This is a genomic window from Micromonospora sp. KC723 (assembly GCF_004348595.1).
Taxonomy (GTDB): Bacteria; Actinomycetota; Actinomycetes; order Mycobacteriales; family Micromonosporaceae; genus Micromonospora.
This window is the reverse complement of the sequence record NZ_SMKD01000034.1, coordinates 22,087-44,794: the sequence shown is the minus strand read 5'-3', so window position 1 is coordinate 44,794 and position 22,708 is coordinate 22,087. Positions and strand designations below refer to the sequence as shown.

Here is a 22,708-nt window from a genome sequence, read left to right as displayed (position 1 = left end):
GTGGGAGGCGGCGTGGTGGGGGAGTTCCACTGCTGGTTGGTGCCGCCGTGGCAGGACCAGAGGATGAGCCTCGTGCCGTTCGTCGTTCCGGCGCCGTTGGCATCCAGGCACAGCCCGGACTGCACTCCGCTGATCGTGCCGTTCGCGTTCACGTTCCACTGCTGGTTCGTGCCGCCGTGGCAGTCCCAGATGATGATGGCCGTGCCGTTGCTGGTGCCCCGACCGTTGGCGTCCAGGCACTTGTTGCCGTGCACCATCAGTTGTTTGCTCGATGTGTAGGTCCAGGTCTGGCTCGTTGCCCCGGTGCAGTCCCACAGTTGCGCCTGGGTGCCATTGCCGGACCCTGGAACGTCCAGGCAGCGCCCGGACTGGACGCCCATGACAGGGGCGCTCTGCCCCGGTTCGATGGGCGCCGCCGCCGCGATACCGGCGACGGAGAGCAGGAGAAGGGTGGCGCCCAGCACAGACAGCGGACGCCGGGATCTCGAAACGACCATGTGGTGCCTCACGGTGTCGTGGGAGGGACGCTCCGGTGCGCGTCCGCGCACCGGAGCGTCCCTCCGGATCGGCTAGGCGGGGCTGAACCGCCACTGCTGGTTGGTGCCGCTGTGGCAGCTCCACTGGAGCAGGCGGGCACCGTCGGTCGTCGCGCCGCCGTTGACGTCGATGCAGAGCCCACTGGGGACGCTCTTGACGGTGTAGACGCCGGAGGTGGTGGTGGGTGTGACGGTGAACTTCTGCTGGTTGCTGTTGTTGCAGGTGAACTGTTGCAGGAACGCGCCTTGGGCGGTCGAGCCGCCGGTCACGTCGAGGCACTTGTTGCTGTGCACGGCCCTCAGATAGACGGCGCCGCCTCCGGCGTCCACGGCCTGCCATTTCTGGTTGTTTCCGCCGGTGGCCGCCCACTGGACGATTTGGGCGCCGTCGGCGGTGGAGGCGCCGTTGACGTCCATGTACTTGTTGCTGTGCTGCGCCGCCACGGTCCAGGTCCGGCCGGCCACGCCGCCGCCGGTGCTGGGCTGGCCGACCCCGGTGCCGCCGAACGTGAACGAGTCGAGGTCGAACCAGTTGGTCGCCGTGCCCTTGAACACCATGTAGAGGGTGTGCGTGCCGGCGAGGGCAGCGGTGTTGACCGCCGGCGTGGACTGGTAGTTCTCCCACCCGCCGGTGCTGGGCACCGGTGTGGTGGCCAGCAGCGTGCCGGTGGGTGAGTCGGCACGCAGCTCGATGGATCCACCGCCGCTCGGCGACGACAGTCGGTAGCTGACGTTGGTGATGCCCGACAGGCTCATCGGGTTGAACGCCACCCAGTCGTTGTTGGAGATGTCGCCGATTCGCTTGCCGCTCTCGGCGCCGGCGTGGTCGATGACCCGCACACCGGACTGGCTGGTGTGGTATTCGGCCTGCTTGTGCTTGGGTTGCAGGATCGCTCTGGCGCGGCCGGTGAGCGGGGTCGCGCCACCGGGCCCGCCGTTGTCGGTGTATCGGGCGTTGAGCACGTAGTACAGGTTGGCGCCGTCGGGGTGCCCGCCGAGCAGGTCGGTGGAGATGGTGCCCGAGCACCCCGGGTAGTCCGTGGTCTCGTGCTCGTGGTCGTCGTGGCCGAGAGCCGGGTTGACGAACACCTTGGTGCAGTCGATCACCCCGCCGTCCGGGTCGGTGACCGTGACGGTGTAGGGCACCTTGTCGCCGAAGGTGAGCATGCCACCGTTGGCCGGTGCGGTGATGGTCACCACCGGCGCCGCGTTGCCGACGACGATCTGCACGTTGGCGAAGGCCGACTTGCCGGAGCTGTCAGTGACCGTGAGCTGGGCGGTGTAGTTGCCGTTGGTGGTGTAGGTGTGGGAAGGGTTGGCCGCCGTGGAGGTGGCGCCGTCTCCGAACGTCCACTGGTAGCGCAGCGTGTCACCGGGGTCCGGGTCTGCCGTGCCGGCGCTGCTGAACTGTACGGTCAACGGTGCGGACCCGCTGGTGGGCGTGCCGGTGGCCTTGGCGACCGGTGACCGGCCGCCCTGGATGTAGTCGATGCGGTAGAGACCGGAGTCGTTGTTGCCGCCGCCGAAGTTGGAGCCCCATTCGAGGAGGTACAGCGAGCCGTCCGGGCCGAACTCCATGTCCATGGGCTTGTTGAAGTTGCCGGCCGGCAGGAAGGGGTTGGTCCGGGTGACCGCGGTGGCCGAGTCGAAGTGGACCTCCTTGATGTAGTCGCGCTCCCACTCGTAGAAGAAGTGGACGCCGTCGTAGTAGGGCGGGAACTTGGTCTGTGACGGGTTTGCCGCGTTGTAGCGGTAGACCGGCCCGCCCATCGGTGCCGCGCCGTTGGCACCGAGCTCGGGAAAGGTCGGCGAGGTGCCGTAGCCGTACCACATGTTCGGTGCGACAACCGGCTTGAGGTTGGTCAGGCCGGTGTTGTTGGGCGAGTTGTTGACCGGCGCGTTGCAGTTGAACTTCGCGCCGACGACCCGGGTGTCCGGGTTGTACGGCGCGTAGGGCTGGTTGTCGCCGTGGCAGAACGGCCAGCCGTAGTTGCCGGGGGTCTTGATGACGTTGAGCTCGACAAGCCCTTCCGGACCGCGGTTCGTGGCGGGACCGCCCCGGTCGGGGCCGTAGTCGGCGAGGTAGACCCAACCGGTGGCGGGGTCGATCGAGAACCGGAACGGGTTGCGGAAGCCCATCGCGTAGACCTCCGGCCGGGTCTGCGCCGTGCCCTGCGGGTAGAGGTTGCCGGCCGGGATGGTGTAGCCACCGTTGGCCGAGGGCCGGATGCGCAGCAGCTTGCCACGCAGGTCGTTGGTGTTGCCGGCGGTCCGGGCGGCGTCGAGGTTGGCCTTACCGGGCCGCCAGTCCAGCGGGGCGTAGCCCTGCCAGTTGGAGTCGAGGTTCGGTGGGACGTCGTCCCCGGTGCCGATGTAGAGGTTTCCGTCGGGGCCGAACTCGATGTATCCACCGGTGTGCCCGGGCTCGGGGAAGGTGCGATCCCGGGTCGCGGGGATGTCGATGATGGTTACCTGGCTGGACATGTTCAGGGTGTCGCCGGTGAGCGTGAACCGGGAGACCCGGTTGATGTCGGTCGCGCTGCTCGCCGGTGAGTGGTACAGGTACACGTAGCCGTTGCTGGCGAAGTCGGGGTCGAGTGCCAGCCCGGTGAGGCCGTCCTCGCCGCCGGTGTAGACGCTCAGCGTGCCGGCCGTGACGGTGGTGTTCGTCGACGGCTTGAAGATCTTGAGCTGCCCGGCCCGCTGGACGTAGAGCACCCGCCCGTCCGGGGCGACCGCGAGGGCCATCGGGTCGGCGGTGTTGTCGTCGAGGGTGCGCTTCTCGAAGTTGCGCCACACGGTGCCGCCGCAGTCGCCGGGCTCGTTGCCGGCCGCCCACTTGACACCGCCGAGGACGTGGTTGCGGAAGTTCGTCTCGCTGTACGACGCGGCCGCGTGCCCCATGGCGGTTGCCCAGACCCGGCCGCCTGCGGTGTTGCGGCACCAGGAGATCGGGTGGTCGGGACCCATCGCGCGGGAGCCGGGGTTGTACGTGCGCTCGTCGGCGGTGACCAGGACGTGGACGTCGCCGCGCGGGTTGCGGTCGAAGTTGTACCACTCCTCGCTGCGGTTCCAACGGTCCGGCAGGCCGGTCGTCGACGGGTGTTTCTTGTCGGCGACGACGGCGGTGCCGGGCAGTACGCCGGGAGAGTGCTCCGGCATGTGTGCGCCGGCGTTGATGGTCTGGTCCCACCACGGGTACTCGTTCTCGATACCCATGTCCGTGGCGTTGTGGATGGCGACGATGCCCTTGCCGCTGGCGAGGAACCCTTCCACCGCCTGGCGTTGGGCGGCCGTGGTCCACACCATGCCCGAGGTCTGGAACATGACGAGCACGTCGAAGGTCGCCAGGTTGGCCGGGGTGAAGACGCTGGAGTCCTCGGAATGGACCAGCTCGAAGTTGTTGGCCGCCGCTTGCTCCTGGAACATCGCGACGCCGGCAGGGATCGAGTCGTGCCGGTAGCCGGTGGTCTTGGTGAACAGCAGGGCGCGGAAGGCCGGAGCCGCCGACGCTGGATAAACGAGCGCGAGCGACAGCAGCAGGCCTGCGATCGCTCCGAAGATTAGTGTTCTGCGACGCATGCCGTCTCCTATTTCGGCGGGCAACGATGCCGCGACCACGGGCACGTGTGGGCAGCACCTGCAACGCGCCAGGCTTGCCTGGGCGGGTCAAAGGCGTGCTGTGCCGTCAGATCGTCATGCCGTCCGCCGTGACGGGCAGTCAGGTCCCTCCGGGTGGTGACGCAGCGTCACATGAGATGTGACCTTGTCCCGTGGTCTGCTGGGCCAGCATGCAACCGGATATCGTAGGAAGTCAATACGACTCTGGTGGGATCGATTCGATAACACCTTTCCGCATAACGATCTTGTCCTTGGCCGTTGAGTCAGCGGCGACGGGCCGGCCGGCTTGCGTCCTTTGTGGTGGATGGGCTCCGGGATTGCCAGGCGCTCATCAATGCACTTACCCTCTGAGCGCGATCTCTGATCGCGTAAAGGCGAAGGTCGGCAGCCGTATTCGGCGAAGGCTGCGGATGGAGCCTGCTGTGCCGCGCGGTACGTAAACGATTCGACTGTCGATGACTCGATCCCGCTGACTACGAAACGTAGGGGCCCGTGATGCCTGACCCGTTGCCGTCGCCGCTGCTCGCCCTCCGGGGCATCGGCAAGTCGTTCCTCGGCGTGCGGGTCCTGCAAGGCGTCGACCTCGATGTCCGGCCGGGTGAGGTGCACGCCGTCGTCGGCGAGAACGGGGCCGGCAAGTCCACGCTGATGAAGGTCGTGTCCGGCGTGTACGCGCCTGACGAGGGCACGGTCGAGTTCGCCGGCGCACCGCGGACGTTCCACGGCCCGCGTGACGCCCAGCGGGTCGGCATCGGCGTCGTCTACCAGGAGTTCAACCTGTTGCCCGAGCGCACCGTCGCCGAGAACGTGTATCTGGGCCGGGAGCCCTCGCGCCGAGGGCTGGTCGACCGCAGGACGATGCTCAGCCGCACCGCCGCGCTCCTCGCCTCGATCGGGGAGGATGCCCTGCCGGCCGACGCGCTTGTCGGGCAACTCGGCGTGGCGCAGCAGCAGGTGGTCGAAATCGTCAAGGCGCTCGCTCTCGACGCGCGGCTGCTCATCCTGGACGAGCCCACCGCGGCCCTGGCCGACCACGAGGTCCAGCAGCTCTACGCGCTGGTACGGCGCTTGCAGGAGCGGCGGATAGGTGTGCTGTACGTTTCACACCGCCTCAAGGAGGTCTTCGAGCTGTCCAGTCGGATCACCGTGCTCAAGGACGGCCGCAGGGTGACGACGTTGGACACGGCAGACACGAGCGTGGACGAACTGGTGCGACACATGGTCGGCCGGGAGCTGTCCAGCTACTACCCCGACCGCGCGCGACCCGAGGAGATCGGCCCGGTCCGCCTGACCGTCCAGGCGGGAGGAAACCGAAGGCTGCACGGCGTCGACCTGCGGCTGCGCGCTGGCGAAGTGCTCGGTGTCGGTGGTCTACAGGGCTCTGGCCGGTCGGCGCTGGCCCGCGCGCTGTTCGGTGTCTCGCCGTTCACGACCGGGAAGATCACCCTCGACGGCGAGCCGGTCCGGCTCCGTTCACCTCGCGCCGCGATGCGGGCCGGAATCGCCTATGTCACCGAGGATCGCAAGGGCGAGGGCATCGTCGCCGGGCGGTCGGTGCTCGACAACGCCTTGCTGGCCAGCCGTGCCCTCCTTCCGCGCTGGACTGGCCGTGGTGCCCGCGTCACGCGGTTCCGGGAGCTGCTGGCCGCCGTTCAGGTGCGCGCCGCGGGGGAGGACCAGGAGATCCGTTTCCTGTCCGGCGGCAACCAGCAGAAGGTCGTACTGGCCAGGTGGCTGGCGCTCAGCCCCAAGATCATGCTTTTCGACGAGCCGACCCGGGGCATCGACGTGGGGTCCAAGTCAGCCATCCACGACCTCGTCCGCCAGCTCGCCCACGACGGCGCGGCGGTACTGATGATCTCGTCCGAACTGCCCGAACTGCTCGGCATGAGCGACCGGATCGTGGTCATGCGCGACGGCCGGATCGCCGGTGAACTGCCCGCTGGCGCGACGGAGGAGGATGTCATGGCGCTGGCGGTCGGCACCGTGCGAGAGGTAGCCGCATGAGTGACGCGTTGTCCCTGCCGGCCCGGCGCACCTCGCCCGGCGTGTTCGGGGCGCTGGCCCTCACCCTGGCAGCAGGTTGGCTCGTCGTCACGCTCGACGGCGGCCAACTGTTCAACCTGCCGACGACGGTGAGCCTGCTGCACGTCGCCGCCGGTCTCGGGCTCGTCGCCGTCGGGCAGACCCTGGTCATCATCGGCGGCTCCCTCGACCTGTCCGTGGCGTACGTGGTCAGTCTCAGCACACTCGTCACGGCCGAGACCATGGGCGGTGACGACGGTGCGCTGCTGCCGGCGATCGGGCTGGCGCTCGCGGTCAGCGCCGCCATCGGCCTCTTCAACGGCCTTCTGGTCACCAAGGCGCGGATGAACGCGTTCATCGCGACCGTCGGCGTCGCGCTGCTGCTGAAGGGGTACCTCGACAACGGTTATGCCGGCCCGGCCGGCAAGACCGCACCCGTGCTGGTACAGAGCCTCGGCTACCAGCGCGTCGGACCGGTGCCCGTGTCGTTCCTGCTGCTGCTCGCCGTCGCCGCCGCGGCCTGGTTCACGCTCGCGCGCACCCGCTTCGGCCACCACCTGGTCGCCGTGGGCGGCGACCCGGAGGTCGCCCGCCTCTCCGGGGTACGCAACAGCCGGGTCCTCGTGACCGCCCACGTACTGTGCTCGCTCTGCGCCGGCCTCGCCGGGGTCTACCTCGCCAGCCGGCTCGGCTCGGGCGCGCCGCGGGTGGGCACCGAGGGTCTGTACGACCTGGAGTCGATCGCCGCGGTGGTCCTTGGCGGCACCGCCCTGGCCGGCGGGCGTGGCGGCGTGGTCGGCACCGTTGGCGGTGTGCTGCTGCTGGCCAGCATCGACGCGATCTTCAACCAACTCGAAGTGGATGCCTTCTTCAAGCAGGTGATCCGCGGCGTGATCATCATCGCGGCGGTCGCCATCTACGCCCGGCAGGCCATGCGGAAGGCGGCGTCCTAGCCATGCACACCATCGAGCGTCGCCCGCTTCCGTCGCGGCTGCTACCGATCCGCCCCGGTAGCGTCGTACCCATCGTCGCCGTCCTCGCGGTGCTGACGGTCCTGCTCACCCTCCGCCAACCCGATTTCCTCTCCCCACCGTCACTGATGTCGTTCCTCGGCCGCTCCACGCCGATCATCCTGCTCGCCGCCGGCCAGTATTTCGTGCTCGTCTCCGGCGAGTTCGACCTCTCCGTCGGCTCCCTGGTCACCGCGCAGGTCGTCGTGGCCTCCCGGCTCATCGACAGCGAGCCGTCTCGCACCTGGCCGGTCGTCGTGCTGCTCCTCGCCTTCGGCGCCACTGTCGGTCTGGTCAACGGCCTGGTCACGACGCGGTTGCGGGTGCCCTCGTTCATCACCACCCTCGGCATGTTCCTGATCCTCGTCGGCGCCGTCTACCTGTGGTCCGACGGCGCCCCGAAGGGCGGGCTCTCCGAGGAGTTCCGGCGGTTCGGTCGGCGTGCGTTCGAGGACGTGCCGGGGTTGGGTCGCATTCCGTACGCGCTCCTGGTCCTGATCGCCGCGGTCGGCCTGGCCGTGCTCCTGACCCGGTCCGACTTCGGCCGGATCCTGGTCGCCGTGGGTGACAACCCGCGGACCGCACAGCTGAGCGGCGTACGGGTCTGGCGCGCCAAGACCATCGCGTTCGTCCTCAGCGGACTGGCGGCGGCCGTCGCGGCGATTCTGATCGGCGGGTACAGCGGCGTCTCGTTCCAGGCCGGCGCCGGTCTGGAGTTCGGCGCGATCACCGCAGCCGTCCTCGGCGGCGTCGCGCTCGGCGGTGGTCGCGGCTCGGTCGTCGGCGCGATGCTCGGCGCGCTGACCCTCGAGATGCTCTTCGCGCTCATGAACTTCTACGGCGTCTCCGGCGCCCTCAGATCGACCGTCCAGGGCGCGATCATCCTGCTCGCCGTGGCGGTTTCGTCCGTGCGTTCCTCGTCCAGGTAAAGGGGATTCAGTGAGACCTTCGATAGCAGCCCTGGCCGTCGGTGCCTTGCTCGCGCTCGCCGGCTGCGCCACCGACGAACCGGCCGCCCCCGTGCCGAGCGCCACATCCGAGGCCGCCGGGTCGGGCACCGGGGAACAGTCGAAGTTCTTCGTGCAGGCGGACTACGACAATGAGCTCGCGCTCCTGAACGCCACCTCCACCGGGCCGGCTGACAAGCCATGGGAGCAGGCGCTCAATCCGAAGATGGCGGACACCGCGAAATTCAAGAAGCCCGGGCCGTACAAGATCTGCTTCTCCAACGCCGGGTTGAACAACCCCTGGCGGCAGGTCGGCTTCAAGACCATGCAGGCCGAGGTCGACACGCATCGCAACCGGATCGCGGAGTTCGTTCACGTCGACGCCGAAGGCAAGGACCAGAAGCAGATCGCGGACATCAACGACCTGCTCGGTAGGGGATGCCACGCGCTCATCGTCTCGCCGAACACCACCGCCACGCTCACCCCGGCCGTCGAGGCCGCCTGCCGGAAGGGCCTACCGGTCATCGTCTTCGACCGTGGCGTCGACACGACCTGCCCGGTGACATTCATCAACCCGATCGGCGGCTACGGTTTCGGCCACGTCTCGGCCGAGTTCGTCGGCCAGAAGATGAAGCCGGGCGGCAAGGTGCTCGCGTTGCGTATCCTGCCCGGCGTCGACGTCCTGGAGACCCGTTGGTCCGCGGCGAAGGTCGCCTTCGACAAGGCGGGTGTCAACGTGGTCGGCGTCGAGTTCACCGACGGCGACCCGGCCAAGACCAAGAAGATCGTCAACGACTACATCCAGCGGTACGGCACGATCGACGGCGTCTGGATGGATGCGGGGGCGGTCGCGGTCGCCGCGGTCGAAGCGTTCCTGGACGCGGGCAAGCCTGTGCCACCGATCAACGGTGAGGATCAGCTCGACTTCCTGAAGCTGTGGAAGGACAAGAAGCTCACGGCGATCGCCCCGACGTACCCGACCTATCAGTGGCGCACACCGGTCATCGCCGCGCTGCGGATCCTCGACGGCGAATCCGTGTCCAACCCGTGGAAGCTGCCGCAGCCGGTCATCACCCAGGACAACCTGGACCAGTACCTCGACCCTGACATGCCGCCGTTGCACTACGCGATGTGCGGCTGCACCGACCTGCCGGGTTACCCGCAGCGCTGGAAGTAGGCGGCGATGCGCGCCATCGGCATCAGCCCGTGGGTGTGGGCCTCGCCGGTCACCGACGCGGTCCTCGCCGAGCTGATTCCACGCGTCGCCGCGTTCGGCTTCGACGCGGTCGAGTTGCCGATCGAGCAACCCGGCGACTGGGATCCGGTGCGCACCCGGGATCTGCTTGCGGCGCACCACCTCCGCGCGGCGGCCGTCTGTGCGGTCACTTCGCCCGGGCGTAGTCTCGTGAACGCCCCGCCGGACGTGGTCGAGTCGACCGCGGCGTACCTCAGGGCATGTGTGGACAGCGCGCAGGTCGTCGGGGGCGCATGTGTCGGCGGCCCCGTGTACGCCGCGGTCGGGCGGACCTGGCGCATGTCGACGGCGGCCCGGGTAGCCTGCTACGCGGACTTCCGCCGGGCACTGTCGCCGGTGGCCGACTACGCCGGGGAGCGGGGCGTGAGCATCGGCGTGGAGGCGCTCAACCGGTACGAGACGAGCGTCGTCAACACCGTCGAGCAGGTGCTGGAACTGATCGACGGCCTCCCTCCGAACGTCGGCCTCATGATCGACACGTATCACATGAACATCGAGGAGGCCGACCCCTACGCCGCACTCACCCTCGCCGGTCCGCGAATCAAGCACGTCCAGGTCAGCGGCACCCACCGCGGTGCCCCCGGCACCGATCACTTCGACTGGCGCCGCTTCTTCGCCACGCTGGCCGAGACCGGCTACGGCGGCGCCGTCTGCATCGAGTCGTTCACCGCGCAGAACGAGGCCATCGCCACTGCCGCCTCCATCTGGCGCCCGCTCGCCCCGTCGCAGGACGCGCTCGCCCGCGACGGGTTGTCCTACCTTCGGAAGGTCGTCGAAGGATCGACAGTCGTCACTTGACGCCGGGGAGCGACGGCACCTAAAGTTTGCCTAACGTAATACGTCGTACGACTGTCCCCGCCGCTGGTGGGGGTCGCGCAGCTACGGCCTCGACCTGGCTCGGTGCCGACCGCCGGACGGCTCGCCGACCGTCCGGCGGTCGGCACCGACGAAGTGGATCCCACGGCCCCCGCCCTCCGGAAACCCCGCGGCATCGAGGGCCGCGCTTCCCAGGCGCCGCACTGCGGGACCCCCGTTCCGCCCCACCGTCAGGAGGAATCGCGTTGTTCGTGTCCTCGTTCTTCGCGGTGCGCAGACACCTGCTGGCCACGGTCGCCGCGGCGGCGTTGACCGCCGCCGCCGTCGTGGCCTTCGCCGCGCCCGCGTCAGCGGCCCCCATGACCCTCTATGCTTCCCCCTCCGGCACCGGCACCACCTGTTCCAGCGCGCAGCCGTGCTCGCTGACGGCGGCGCAGGCCGCGGTGCGGTCGCTGAACGACGCGATGACGGACGACATCGTGGTGCAGTTGGCCGATGGTGTCTACCGGCTGTCGGCACCGTTGCGGCTGACCGCGGACGACTCCGGCTCCAACGGTCACTCGGTGGTATGGCAGGCGGCTCCGTCGACGCGTCCGGTGATCAGCGGCGCCCGGGCGGTCACCGGATGGTCACTTGCCGACGCGGGTCGGAACATCTGGCGGGCCAACGTCGGCACCGGCATCGACTCTCGGCAGTTGTACGTCAACGGCGCTGTCGCCACCCGAGCACGCGTACAGGTCAACCGGGCCGACTTCACCGCCTCCAGTGTCGGGATGAGGTTCTCCAACGGCGCCCTGAGTTACCTGAACAACCTGGCCAACCAGAACCGGGTCGAGATGGAGAGCGTCAACTCGTTCACCGACCGGTATTCGCCGGTGCAGAGCATCAGCGGAAACCTCATCACCATGCAGCAACCCGCGTGGAACAACAACAACTTCGGCTACGACACCTTCACCAGCCCGCACCGGGCCGGTCCGCTGTACCTGACGAACGCGTACGAGTTTCTCGACGCGCCGGGCGAGTGGTACCTCAACCCCGGGACCGGTGTGCTGTTCTACATCCCGCTCGCCGGCCAGAACATGAGCAACGTCAGCGTGGAGCTACCGACGCAGCAGTCCCTCGTGAGCATCGGGGGGACCTACGACGCGCCGGCGCATCACATCACGCTCAGCGGGATCACGTTCACCGGCACGAGTTGGTTGGGCCCCAGCGGCAACCAAGGCTACGTGGACCAACAGACGGGCGCCTACCTCGCCGGAAACTGGAACTGGCCCAGCTTCTCGTCATGCCACAACGGCTGCCCCCAGTTCGAGGCCGCCCGACCGCACTGGTTCCAGATGCCCGCCGCGGTGCAGATCTCCGCGGCCAACGCCATCACCCTCAGCGACTCCCGGTTCGTCAACCTGGGCCAGACGGCCATCGGCATCGGCAACGACGCGAACGCTCACGCGAGCGGGGTGGGTCTGGGCGCCAGGAACATCACCATCACCCGATCCGAGATCGCCAGGAGTTCAGCCGGTGGCATCCTGGTCGGCGGTGTCCGCGCCGACGCGCACCACCCCGGCGACCAGCGGATGGTCAACCGGGACATCACCATCAGCAACAACCGCATCCACGACCTCGGGGCGGACTACCGGGGCGTCGTCTCCGTCCTGACCACCTACGTCACCAACGCCACCGTCTCACACAACGAGGTCTACAACATGCCGTACTCCGGCATGTCGATCGGCTACGGCTGGGGCTCCAACGACGCCGGCGGCAGCAACCACTACGCCAACCGCGGCCTGTACAACTACCAGCCGCGATACACCACACCCACGACCGCCGCCAACAACCGGCTGATCGGCAACCACATACACGACGTCATGCAACAGATGAACGACGGTGGTTGCATCTACACGCTCGGCTGGAACCCGGACGCGCTGATCAGCGGAAATTACTGTCTGCGGACCAACGGCTACTACGGGCTCTACTTCGACGAGGGCTCGAAGTACTACACCGCCACCAACAACGTCTTCTCCAACACCGGTACGTGGGCGACGGCCAACTACTGGGGTGGCGAGAACATGGGCAACTGGACCGTCACCAACAACTGGTCGACCAATGGCAGTACCAATATCACCAACGGCGACCGCGGCAACGTCGTCCATGGCAACGTCACCGTCGCCAACGGCAACTGGCCGTCGGGGGCCCAGGCCGTGATGGCGTCCGCCGGGCCGCAGGACGGCACCGCCCCGCCGGGCGGACGGATCGTGGGTGTGCAGTCGGGGCGGTGCCTGGAGGTGCCGGGTTCCACCACCGCCAACGGCACCCAGACGCAGTTGTGGGACTGCACCGGTGCCGCAAACCAGAACTGGACCTACACCTCAAGCAAGCAACTGATCGTGTACGGCAACAAGTGTCTGGACGCCAGCGGGCAAGGCGTCAGCAACGGCACCGCCGTCATCATCTGGGACTGCAACGGCCAGGCCAACCAGCAGTGGAACGTCAACTCCAACGGCACCATCACCGGCGTCCAGTCCGGGCTCTGCCTGGACGCCAGCGGTACGGGTACCGCCAACGGCACCAGGATCCAGCTCTGGTCCTGCCACGGCGGCACCAACCAGCAGTGGACGCTGCGATGACCGGAGTCAGGTCGCCGAACTTGGCTGACGTATAGAGGGAGCCGACGCGAGAGTGCCTCGCCGAGGGCGTGTGGGTCGGTCGCGCGACCGACCCACACGGTGGGGCACTTCCTCTCATCCTGCTCGCCCTCCGGGCCGGCGAGCTGCCCGTCAGGCGGGTGTGCGCCGCGACGAACTACGGAAACAGCGGTGAGACCCGTGTCGAGTCAGACCTCCGATAAGGAGACACGGTCGTGTTGCTTCGAAAACTCTCCGTCCCCTGGATAGGGGCGATGATGGCTGCCGTGGTGGTGGCTGCCGTCGGGGTGTCCGTCGTCATGACTGTCACCTCCGCGGCGGCCGCCACCACCGCGGGCTGCGGCAAGGCTCCAGGGCTGAACAGCGGCACCCACACCATCCAGAGCAGCGGTAAGAGCCGCAGCTTCATCCTTCGACTACCAGACAGCTACAACAACAACTATCCCCACCGGCTGGCCTTCGGGTTCCACTGGTGGGGCGGCACCGCCAACGACGTCGCGTCCGGCGGAAGCGACGGATACGCCTGGGCGTACTACGGCATGCTCTCGCAGTCGAACAACACCACGATCTTCGTCGCCCCGCAGGGCATCGGCAACGGCTGGGCCAATTCCAACGGTGAGGATGTCACCTTCACCGACGACATGATCCGCGTCATCGAGAACGCGCTGTGTGTCGACACGACACAACGGTTTTCCGTCGGGTTCAGCTACGGCGGGGCGATGAGCTACTCGCTGGCGTGCTCCCGGCCCACCATGTTCCGTGCGGTCGCCGCAATCGCGGCACCTGGACCGATCAGCGGATGCAGCGGCGGCACCCAGCCCGTGGCGTACATGGGGATCCACGGTATCAACGACAACATCCAGAGCGGACGGTCGCTGCGGGACAGGTTCGTCAGGAACAACGGCTGTGCCGCGCAGAACGCCCCCGAACCCGCGGCGGGCAGCCGAACTCACATCACCACCACCTACTCGTGCCGGGCCGGGTACCCGGTGGTCTGGGCCGCGTTCGACGGCGGCCACCAGCAGGGTCCGGTCGACGGGTGTGCCGGCTGTGAGAGCGGCGCGAGGAGCTGGGTCAAGCCGGAGGTGTGGCGGTTCTTCAGCCAGTTCGGGTCCACTCCGCCGCCGAGCAGCCCGCCACCATCGAGCCCGCCACCATCGAGCCCGCCGCCCGGGCAGCAGAACGTGATGATCGCCAGTGGCCAGGCCGGCCGTTGCATCGACGTTCCCAACTCCAGCACCAGCAACGGCACCCGGGTACAGCTGTGGGACTGCCACGGTGGCACCAACCAGCGCTGGACCCACACCGCCAACCGCACACTGACCGTCTATGGCAACAAGTGCCTGGACGCCAGCGGCGCGGGCAGCGGCAACGGTACCGCTGTGATCATCTACGACTGCCACGGCGGAGCGAACCAGCAGTGGAACCTGAACTCCAACGGAACCATCACGGCGGTCCAGTCGGGACTGTGTCTTGACGCCGTCGGTGCCGGCACGACGAACGGGACACAACTTCACCTCTGGGCCTGTCACGGCGGGGCCAACCAGCAGTGGAGTCTCCGGAGCTGACAGTCTTCCAGCCCTCGGCAGCAGACGGCGAGCGCTGGCGGGCACTCCGGAAGCTGAAAGGTCGCCAGTGCTTGACCACGAACGTTCACCGGGTCGACGACACGCCGTGTCACGTCCGCCGATAGGTGCTGGCGGCGGCTCACTCTCAACGGCAGTTGTTGGTCGTTGAGAGTGAGGTGGCGGGTTGGTCGAGCCGGTCAGGGCACGGCGGCTGACGCAGGACGAGGGCCGCAAGCTGCAACAACTCGTCCGTAGCGGCAAGCACGACTCAGTCCGGGGGCGCCGGGCGTTGATCATCATGGCGTCGGCGTCCCGGACACCCGTCTCCGCGATCGCCCATCTGATCGCCGGGCATGAGGACACTCCGCGACGTGATCCACTTGTTCAATGAGATCGGTCTTCGCGTGCTGGACCCTCAGTGGGCGGGAGGCCGTCCCCGCCGGATCAACCACGACGATGAGGCGTTCATCATCGCGACGGCCAAAGCCCGCCCGAGCACGATCGGGCGGGCTCTCACCTGCTGGAGCCTGCGTAAACCGCAGACTACGGGGCCACTGACGCCGACCGAACGGTCATCGTCGGCCGGGAACGGTTGCGGCAGATCCTGCGCGGTAACGAGGTCAGCTGGCAGCGGACTCGGAGAGTACGGGTGGCCGTGCCGGCGCGGCACAACCCGGCTCAGGATGCTGGCGCGGCTGCGGGTTCTTCGCCTGGGGTGGTCGGCGGTTCTGCAATGCCGATGAAGTTCCCGCCCATGGTCCGGATGCCGACCGACCACCCCAGCGCTGTGAGAACGTCCGTGAGGGTCTGAGCATCGTGGAATACCTTTACGACGCGGTACTGGCTGCCGTCATCGAGCCGGCGCAGCACCGCCGGGGTCGGCTGGTTCGCGAGGACTTCTTCGCTGGCGGCTACGGCGGGGCCGTCGTCGATGAAGACTGCTCTGCCGCCCGGCGCGAGCGCGGTGGCGACGGTGTCCCAGAAGTCGGGCAAGCGTGTCGGCGGGACATGGGAGAGCCAGAAGGCGAAGAACACGGTGTCGTAGCGTCGTGGCGGCTGCCACCCGAACAGGTCGGCCTCAATGAACTGCACGGTAGGGGATGCGGTGCGCGCCCGAGCCCGGGCCAACACTTCGGTTGCCGCGTCGACAGCTGTCACCGAATGCGCCCGCGCGGCGAGCAGCGAGGTCCACTGGCCCGTTCCGCAGGCCAACTCGAGCACATCCCCGGCGATCGGAGAGTCATCGACGACAGTCAGCAACCTTCGCAGGTCTTCGTGCTCTGCATAGGGCCGGTCGTATTCGGCCGCACCGGCCCGGTAGTAGGCCATCTGTTCTGCCAGGAGAACGTCGTCATCCATACAGGCCCCTCTCATCGGTGCTCGGTCAGCGACAAGCGCTCAGCTCGCCAGCTCGCTCGCCACAGACAGTGTCGGCCTTCACCTTTGGGCAAGGTCAACAGTCATGAGCGCCTCGGCCGTCCTCGCCGACTGATCCCGCACCCGGCTGTTGCCAGCCGGCACAAGCTGTCCGACGTGTCTGATCCCGGCAAACGTTCGTGGACAGCACACTAGCGCCGCAGTCGGGTCGGCTCGCCCGGCCCGCTGCGGCGCACCACCCACGCCTCCGTGATGTGGGTGAACATCGCCTCGGCCGCGCCGGCCGGGTCGTGGGCGGCGATTCGCTCGTAGACGCGCCGGTGGCCGCGGTTGGACGCGACGCACAAGGCGCGCTCGGTGCGGCCCACGTAGCGGGCCGTGTTGACGACCTGGCTCTCCAGGGCGCGTACGACGGCGCGGGCGATGCGGTTTCCCGATGCCTGCATGACGGTGTCGTGAAACGCCCGGTCGTGGTCGTGGTAGGTGTCGGGGTCGCCGACGAGCTCGTCCATCCGGTCGACCAGCGTACGCAGTCGTTCGATGGTCTCGTCGTCGGCAAGGCGGGCGGCTTGGTTCGCCATGTCGGACTCCAGCACCCGGCGGGTGACGACCAGGTCGTCGAGGATGGCGAGGGTCTCGTCCTCGGCGATGGTGGCGCCGAGGACCAGTTCGTCGAGTATGTTCCACATCGCCGACGGGGTGACCATTGTGCCGGTGCCCTGGCGGACCTGCACCAGCCCCTTCTCCTGAAGGATCTTCACGGCCTCGCGGACGACGGTGCGGCTGACCGAGAAGGTCTCGCAGAGCACCGGCTCGGGTGGTAGCGGCGAACCTGACGGATGGATCCCACGGACGATCCGCTGCACCAGTTCGGCCGTGACCGCCGTGGCGAGGTTGGCCGGTCGCCGAGTCCAGGCAGGGGGCCCGGCGAGGCCCGCGGCCGACTTCGCTGCTGCCGTCATATCACCCTCCGAGACCCATGGGCCCACCACGGGCGCTTGTCACTATACGCCGATGCGTTGACGTCATACGTCATACGGATTACGTTCGTGTGATCCTCCGCCAACGGCCGGTCCCCGGCCACCTCCGGAGAGGGAGCAGTGATGAAGCAACGGGCACGGTGGTCGGTGGTCCTAGTCGCCGGGCTGGTCTTGGCCGGCTGTGGTAGTGCGTCAGAACCGGACTCCTCGTCCGGTGGTTCGGACGGCAAGCTCGTCGTCTGGGACTGGAAGTCGGGCGACCCGTCCGCGGCCTCGTACATCGAGCGGGCGAAGGCCGACTTCGCCAGAAAGCATCCCGGCGTGACGGTCGAGTTCGTCGCGCAGCCCTTCGAGCAGTACTACACCCTGCTCGGTGCCGCCATCCAGGCCGGCAAGGGCCCGGACGTCATGCTGTTCAACGGCGGCGGGCAGATCCGCGACCGGGTGGACTCGCTGGTGCCACTGGACGAGTACGTCGGTGACGACCGGCAACGGCTGGCCGGGTGGGAGGCATTCACCAAGGACGGCAAGACCTATGCCGCCCCGGTGACCCTGCAGGGGCACCCGATCTACTACAACAAGTCGCTCTACCAGAGGGCGGGGCTGGACCCGGAGCGGCCGGCCACCGACTGGAACGAGTTCGTTGCCAACTGTCAGGCCATCACCAGGGCCACCGGAGCGAAGTGCTTCGCGCAGGGCAACAAGGAGGGCATCGGCATCCAGTTCTTCCTGTCCGGCCTGGGTTCGGGCGTCCTCCCGCCGCAGGAGTACGACGACTGGGTCGCCGGCAAGCGCAACTGGACCTCGCCGGGCGTCAAGCGGGTCTTCTCGCTCTGGAAGGAGGTCAACGACCAGGGCCTGAACAACGACGGCGCCAGCTCGACGGCGATGTTCAACGACGCGTTCGCGGTGTTCCAGTCCGGCAAGGCCTCGCACGTCATCGGTTTGATGTCGGACATCGGGCACTGGAAGGACTTCGCCGAGTTCCTGGAGGCCCGCAACGTCGGTGTCATGAAGTCACCGGTCGTGACGGCCGGCACCACCCCGAGCCTTCCCTACGATGGCGGTATCGGTTACGCGGTCGCGAAATGGACCAAGGACCCGAAGGCCGCCGCCGACATGGTGCGGTCGTTGACCTCGACCGACGCGCTGAAGGTGTTCTACGCCGACGCGGGCGCGATCGCCTCGGACACCACGATCGACGTGTCCAGCGCCGGCCCGGCCGTCGCGACGATCGTGTCGGAGACCAAGGACGGCAAGCCGGCCCTGCACGTGGCCCTGTCATCCAAGACGCTCGACCTGATGGGGCGGCTGTCGCAACAGTTGCTGAGCGGATCGGTCACTGTGGACAAGGCGGTCGAAGAGCTGGCCAAGTCCGACCGGGCGGGCTGATCCCGTGCCGCCTGGGAGTTCGTCGCCGTCGGTTCGCCTGGCTGGCGCCGCGCGGGCCGACGGAGCACCGCCCAGACGCGGTGGGGCTTCTCGCGCGGTCGCGGCTCGCTCTCGCCGTCGGTCAGGCGGCCGACGCGCCGAGCGCCTGGCACCATACATCCTGGTCGCTCCCGCCGTCCTGATCATCGTCGTGCTGCGGCTGTGGCCGTTGCTGCTGGGGGTCAACTTCTCCTTCACCGGTGATGGTGAGCGCAACGGCACCGCGGTCGGCCTCGACAACTACCGCGACCTGCTCGAGGATCCGCTGTTTCGCGGCGCGCTGCGCAATGTGGGACTGCTGGTACTGCTGCTGCCGATCGCCGTCGCCATCCCGGGGCTGCTGGCCACGTTCATCTACCTTCGCGTACCGGGGCATCGGCTCTTCCGCGGCGTGTACTTCTTCCCGGCCGTACTCTCGCCGGTGATCGTCGGTGCGATCTTCAACCTGCTGCTGGCCTTCGACGGCCCGTTGAACGCCGTCCTCGGCGGCGCCGGCATCGGCCCGGTCGACTGGCTCGGCAACCCACATGTGGCCATGTTCGCGGTCGTGGGCGTCCACATCTGGGCGACCTTCGGCATGGCGCTGGTGGTGTTCCTGGCCGGTTTCGCCACCCTGGACGGCGCGTTGCTGGACGCCGCCCGGGTCGACGGCGCCTCGCTTCCGCAGACCATCTGGCACGTCATCGTTCCCGGTCTGTCCCGGACCATCCAGTTCGTCTTCGTGACCACGATGATCGGGATGCTGACGTCGATGTTCGGGCTGCTCTACATCATGACCAGCGGCGGTCCGGAGGGGTCGACCTACCTGCCGGAGTACTACATCTGGATCCAGCAGGGCCAGATGAACCGTCCCGCACTGGCCTCGGCCGCCTCGACGGTCCTGTTCATGATCATGGTCGTGGTCGGCCTGTTGCAGCTCGGCCTGCTGCGCCGGAGCGGAAGGACGGAGTGATGTCGCGCATCGGGTGGGGCAGGTGGCTGCTGGCCGTGCCGATGGCGGCTCTGGCCCTGGCGACGATCTATCCACTGGTCTTCACCGCCAACGTGGCGATGAAGACCCGTCGCGAGTACATCCTCGATCGCTTCTCGCTGGCCAGCGCGCTGCGGTGGGAGAACATCGTCACGGCTTGGCACAGCGTGGGCATGGCCCGCTACTTCCTGAACTCGGTCGCCGTGGTGACCTGCTCCGTAGCTCTGCTGCTGCTGATCGGGTCCATGGCCGGATTCGCGCTGAGCCAGCTGCGCTTCCGCGGCTCCTCGACACTGTTTCTGGTCTGCCTCGTGGCGCTGTTCGTCCCGTTCCAGGTGATCATGGTGCCGCTGGTGAGGATGATGGCCGACGGCGGCCTGACGGACACCTATCCCGGACTCGTCCTTGCCTATGTCGCTCAGTTCCTGCCGTTCACGGTCTTCCTGATGACCAGCTACTACCGGGGCGTGCCGACCGAGATCGTGGACGCCGCGCGAATCGACGGAAACACACCGTATGGCGTCTACCGACGGATCATGCTGCCGATGGGCACCCCGGCGCTGCTGTCGGTGGGCATTCTCAACGCGTTGTTCTGCTGGAACGACGTGCTCATCTCCCTGCTGCTGATGCCGTCGGCCGATCACCGCACGCTGATGGTCGGCGTCACGTCACTGCGCGGCCAGTACTCCGACGACATTCCCACCTTCGCGGCAGGTGTCCTCATCGCCGCGGTACCGGTGTTGGTCACGTACCTGTTCCTACAACGCCAGATTGCCGACGGGATGACGGCCGGCTCGACGAAAGGCTGACATGCGGATCACCGGATATCGGACCTTGACGACGGTGCAGAAGTGGGGCCGCGCGGTGGGTGACGCCAACGGCGTCTACCCCGACGGCGTCATGCCGGTGCCGATCATCATGGTGGAGACGGACGAGGGGATCACCGGGGTCGGCCTGGGAGCGCACGTGGAGGCCGAGGCCGTCTTCGCCGCCATCGACGGCCAGGACCCCCGGTCGGTGACCGCGCTCTACGACTGCATGCTGCGCCAGACCTTCAAGGCTGGCCACGCCGGCGTCGTGTTCGGCACGATCGGCGCGTTCGACACCGCACTCTGGGACATCAAGGCACAGGCCGCCGGCGAGCCGCTGTGGAGGCTTCTCGGCGGCCGGGACCGCACCGTCGACGCCTACGCCTCCGGCCTGTGCTTCCCCCTGACCGACGAAGAGCTCGTCGCCACCTATGAGGCATACGGACGACGCGGGCTGCGCGCCGCGAAGCTGAAGGGCGGCCTGGACATCGAGCGGGACCGGCACCGGTTGACGCTTGTGCGCGACGTGCTGACCGAAGCGGCGCGCGGGGTGCGGCCCGGGCTGATGCTGGACGCGAACGAGTCCTGGAGCCGTAAACAGGCGGTCCGCCATATCGGCGAGATCGAACGCACGCTGGACCTGACCTGGATCGAGGAGCCGGTCCGACGCTGGGACGCCGACGGCCTTGCCGCAGTCAGCCGCGGCGTTCGCACGTCGGTCGCCAGCGGGGAGAACCTGACCGGGCTGGAGCAGTTCCGCCCGCTGATCGCCGCCGGCAGCCTCGACATCGTCCAGACCGCCGCAGTCTGGGGAGTCACCCACTTCCTGCGCGTGTCCGCGCTGGCGCAGGCCCACGACCTGCCGGTCAGTCCGGTCGGTAACACGCCTGTCGCTCTGCTGCACGCGGCGACCTCGGTGCCCAACCACATCGCCAGCGAACTGCAGGACCTTGGACCGCCCGTCGGGTTGGACGTGGACGTGGACGTGGACGACGGCGCTTTCATTCTCGGCGACTCGCCCGGCCTGGGAATCCGGGTGGATGAGGCCGCGATCACCGCCGTTGGTCAAGGAGAGAGGCCCGTGCCCGGTGGGCCACACGTGCGACCGGAACAGGCCGGCCGGCGGCTGCTCGCGGTCACCGGTCGTGGCGGGGCCACGATCCTGCCGCAATCCGTCGACGCCCACCCGGTACTGCTCGCCGCCGAGACGCCGTGGCCGACCGGCGCTGACCTCCGGCCCGAGCTCGCCGCTGAGACCAGCCCAAGCCCACAGGAAGGAAAGTCGCCGTGGTAGTGGCCGTGGGACTACCCGCGACCGGAGTGTTCGGTCCGTGCGCGGGCTCCGCGCCGTGGCGCGTGCCAGGGGCGGGCGGAACGATCGAAGCCGGGCCGAAGGCGTAGACCGGTCATGGCACAGGCTGCCGGCGCCGACGAGACGAGCTTGGTCACCGCCGCTCAGTCCGGCGACCGGCGCGCCCTCGACGAACTCTTCACGGCCTACCTGCCGGTGGTGTACACGATCGTACGCAGGGCGCTCGATTGCCTTCCGGACGTCGACGACGTCGTGCAGGACACCATGCTGCGTGTCCTTCGGGCGCTGCGGACGCTGCGTACTCCGGATAGCTTCGAGCCGTGGCTGATGGCGATCACCATGCGCCAGGTCAGCACCCACCTGCGGCGACGACAAGTGGCCGCCGAACGGACCACCGATCTCGGCGAGGTGATCGACGCGGCGGACACCGATGCCGAGGGTCTGACCGTGCTTCGCCTGGAGCTGTCCGATCAGCGCCGGCAGGCGGCTCGGTCCAGCCAGTGGCTCGATCCGGACGACCGGTTGCTGCTGTCGCTGTGGTGGCTGGAGGCCGCGGGGCAGCTGACCAGGACCGAACTGGCGGCGGAACTGGGAACGAGCGTGGCGCACGCGGGCGTGCGGGTCCAACGGATGCGCAATCGACTGGAGCTGAGCAGAGCGCTCGTGGCCGCACTGGAGGCCTCGCCCGTCTGTGCCGAGTTGACCGAGGTGCTGGAGGGGTGGGACGGGGTGCCGGTTCCACTGTGGCGTAAGCGCATCGTACGGCACACGCGATCCTGTGAGTGCTGCCTCCGCGCGGCCGACGGGCTCCTTGCGCCGGAGAGCCTGCTGGTCGACATCGCGCTTCCTCCCGCTCCGATGGCGCGCCGCTCCGGTGCTCGGCAAGGGCAGGCTCGCCGCAAAGGCGACGGCGGCCGGCCCAGTGGCGGCTCTGGTCGCCGCGCCCGCGTCCGGGGTGGCGGAGGTAGGCGACAGGGCCGGATTCCTCGACCGGCTCGCCCCGGTGATCGGAGCCCGCCCCTCGCGGTCGCGATCGACGCCAGAGCTTCCTCACCACCCGCACGCCACCGCCGCCGCCACTGATACGCCGCGGTCCGCGACACCCGCACGGCGAGCTGTGCCCGACGGGCCCCGGGCGAGCCACCCAGCTGCCTGCCGCCGCGCCGGATGGGGCAACCGGAGGGCCATCCGCGAACCGGCACCGATAACAGAAAACCGACCGGTTTTCTCGCCACCATCATTTCCAATTCGATGCCAGGATTATGTTATTGGTGACGGGCCGAGGAGGTCCGGTGTGTGGTCACGCGTGCTGTCGCCAGATTCCGAGGCCTGTCGACGGTGTGCCTCTTGAATAGTTGGAAACATCCTGGCAACATGACGGATATCGATGCGTGGCGTGCTTTCCGCCC

General features: G+C 68.1%; 16 protein-coding genes and 1 pseudogene. 13 read left to right on the top strand and 4 right to left on the bottom strand.

Going from position 1 to position 22,708, the window contains the following annotated elements; translation table 11 throughout:
- Both E1165_RS10775 and E1165_RS10770 read right to left on the bottom strand, forming a co-directional pair.
- On the bottom strand, positions 1-497 hold a 497-nt coding region (locus E1165_RS10775; protein WP_165945186.1), incomplete at its 3' end, for an RICIN domain-containing protein.
- 72 nt (positions 498-569) lie between these two features.
- Positions 570-4,118 (bottom strand): ThuA domain-containing protein, encoded by a 3,549-nt coding sequence (locus tag E1165_RS10770; RefSeq protein WP_132390311.1) that lies wholly within the window; start codon positions 4,116-4,118, stop codon positions 570-572.
- A 534-nt stretch (positions 4,119-4,652) separates the two neighbouring features.
- Here E1165_RS10770 and E1165_RS10765 point away from each other — a divergent pair.
- The 8 genes and pseudogenes from E1165_RS10765 to E1165_RS30480 all read left to right on the top strand — a co-directional run.
- Entirely contained in the window at positions 4,653-6,164 is a 1,512-nt protein-coding gene (locus E1165_RS10765; RefSeq protein WP_132390309.1) for a sugar ABC transporter ATP-binding protein, read from the top strand.
- Complete coding sequence (locus E1165_RS10760) at positions 6,161-7,135, top strand: ABC transporter permease (RefSeq protein WP_132390307.1); 975 nt, start codon at positions 6,161-6,163, stop codon at positions 7,133-7,135. Before E1165_RS10765 ends, E1165_RS10760 begins: the two co-directional genes overlap by 4 nt.
- Positions 7,136-7,137: 2 nt before the next feature.
- A complete protein-coding gene (locus E1165_RS10755) occupies positions 7,138-8,121 on the top strand; it encodes an ABC transporter permease (protein WP_132390305.1) in 984 nt (327 codons plus the stop codon).
- A 10-nt stretch (positions 8,122-8,131) separates the two neighbouring features.
- A complete protein-coding gene (locus E1165_RS10750) occupies positions 8,132-9,316 on the top strand; it encodes an ABC transporter substrate-binding protein (RefSeq protein WP_243704704.1) in 1,185 nt (394 codons plus the stop codon).
- 6 nt (positions 9,317-9,322) lie between these two features.
- Positions 9,323-10,192, top strand: coding sequence for a sugar phosphate isomerase/epimerase (locus E1165_RS10745; protein ID WP_132390303.1), 870 nt, complete (start codon positions 9,323-9,325; stop codon positions 10,190-10,192).
- Between the two features lie 269 nt (positions 10,193-10,461).
- Positions 10,462-12,834, top strand: coding sequence for a right-handed parallel beta-helix repeat-containing protein (locus E1165_RS10740; RefSeq protein ID WP_243704706.1), 2,373 nt, complete (start codon positions 10,462-10,464; stop codon positions 12,832-12,834).
- Between the two features lie 317 nt (positions 12,835-13,151).
- Entirely contained in the window at positions 13,152-14,420 is a 1,269-nt protein-coding gene (locus E1165_RS10735; protein WP_243704703.1) for a ricin-type beta-trefoil lectin domain protein, read from the top strand.
- A 184-nt stretch (positions 14,421-14,604) separates the two neighbouring features.
- Positions 14,605-15,060 (top strand): annotated as a pseudogene (locus tag E1165_RS30480) (helix-turn-helix domain-containing protein); the annotation flags it as partial.
- Between the two features lie 38 nt (positions 15,061-15,098).
- Here the strand turns inward: E1165_RS30480 and E1165_RS10725 are convergent.
- On the bottom strand, positions 15,099-15,779 hold the full coding sequence (locus E1165_RS10725; RefSeq protein WP_132390301.1) for a trans-aconitate 2-methyltransferase: 681 nt from the start codon (positions 15,777-15,779) through the stop codon (positions 15,099-15,101).
- Positions 15,780-15,988: 209 nt separating this feature from the next.
- A complete protein-coding gene (locus tag E1165_RS10720; protein ID WP_132390299.1) occupies positions 15,989-16,759 on the bottom strand; it encodes a FadR/GntR family transcriptional regulator in 771 nt (256 codons plus the stop codon).
- 141 nt (positions 16,760-16,900) lie between these two features.
- Here E1165_RS10720 and E1165_RS10715 point away from each other — a divergent pair, with 141 nt between their 5' ends.
- The 5 genes from E1165_RS10715 to E1165_RS10695 all read left to right on the top strand — a co-directional run bounded on the left by E1165_RS10715 (position 16,901) and on the right by E1165_RS10695 (position 22,382).
- Positions 16,901-18,169 (top strand): ABC transporter substrate-binding protein, encoded by a 1,269-nt coding sequence (locus E1165_RS10715; protein ID WP_132390297.1) that lies wholly within the window; start codon positions 16,901-16,903, stop codon positions 18,167-18,169.
- Between the two features lie 190 nt (positions 18,170-18,359).
- Complete coding sequence (locus tag E1165_RS10710) at positions 18,360-19,160, top strand: carbohydrate ABC transporter permease (protein ID WP_243704702.1); 801 nt, start codon at positions 18,360-18,362, stop codon at positions 19,158-19,160.
- Positions 19,160-19,987, top strand: coding sequence for a carbohydrate ABC transporter permease (locus tag E1165_RS10705; RefSeq protein WP_132390315.1), 828 nt, complete (start codon positions 19,160-19,162; stop codon positions 19,985-19,987). Before E1165_RS10710 ends, E1165_RS10705 begins: the two co-directional genes overlap by 1 nt.
- Position 19,988: 1 nt before the next feature.
- Positions 19,989-21,281, top strand: a complete 1,293-nt coding sequence (locus E1165_RS10700) for a mandelate racemase/muconate lactonizing enzyme family protein (RefSeq protein ID WP_132390295.1) — start codon at positions 19,989-19,991, stop codon at positions 21,279-21,281.
- A gap of 114 nt (positions 21,282-21,395) precedes the next feature.
- Entirely contained in the window at positions 21,396-22,382 is a 987-nt protein-coding gene (locus E1165_RS10695; protein WP_132390293.1) for an RNA polymerase sigma factor, read from the top strand.
- The last annotated feature ends 326 nt before the right edge of the window (positions 22,383-22,708 follow it).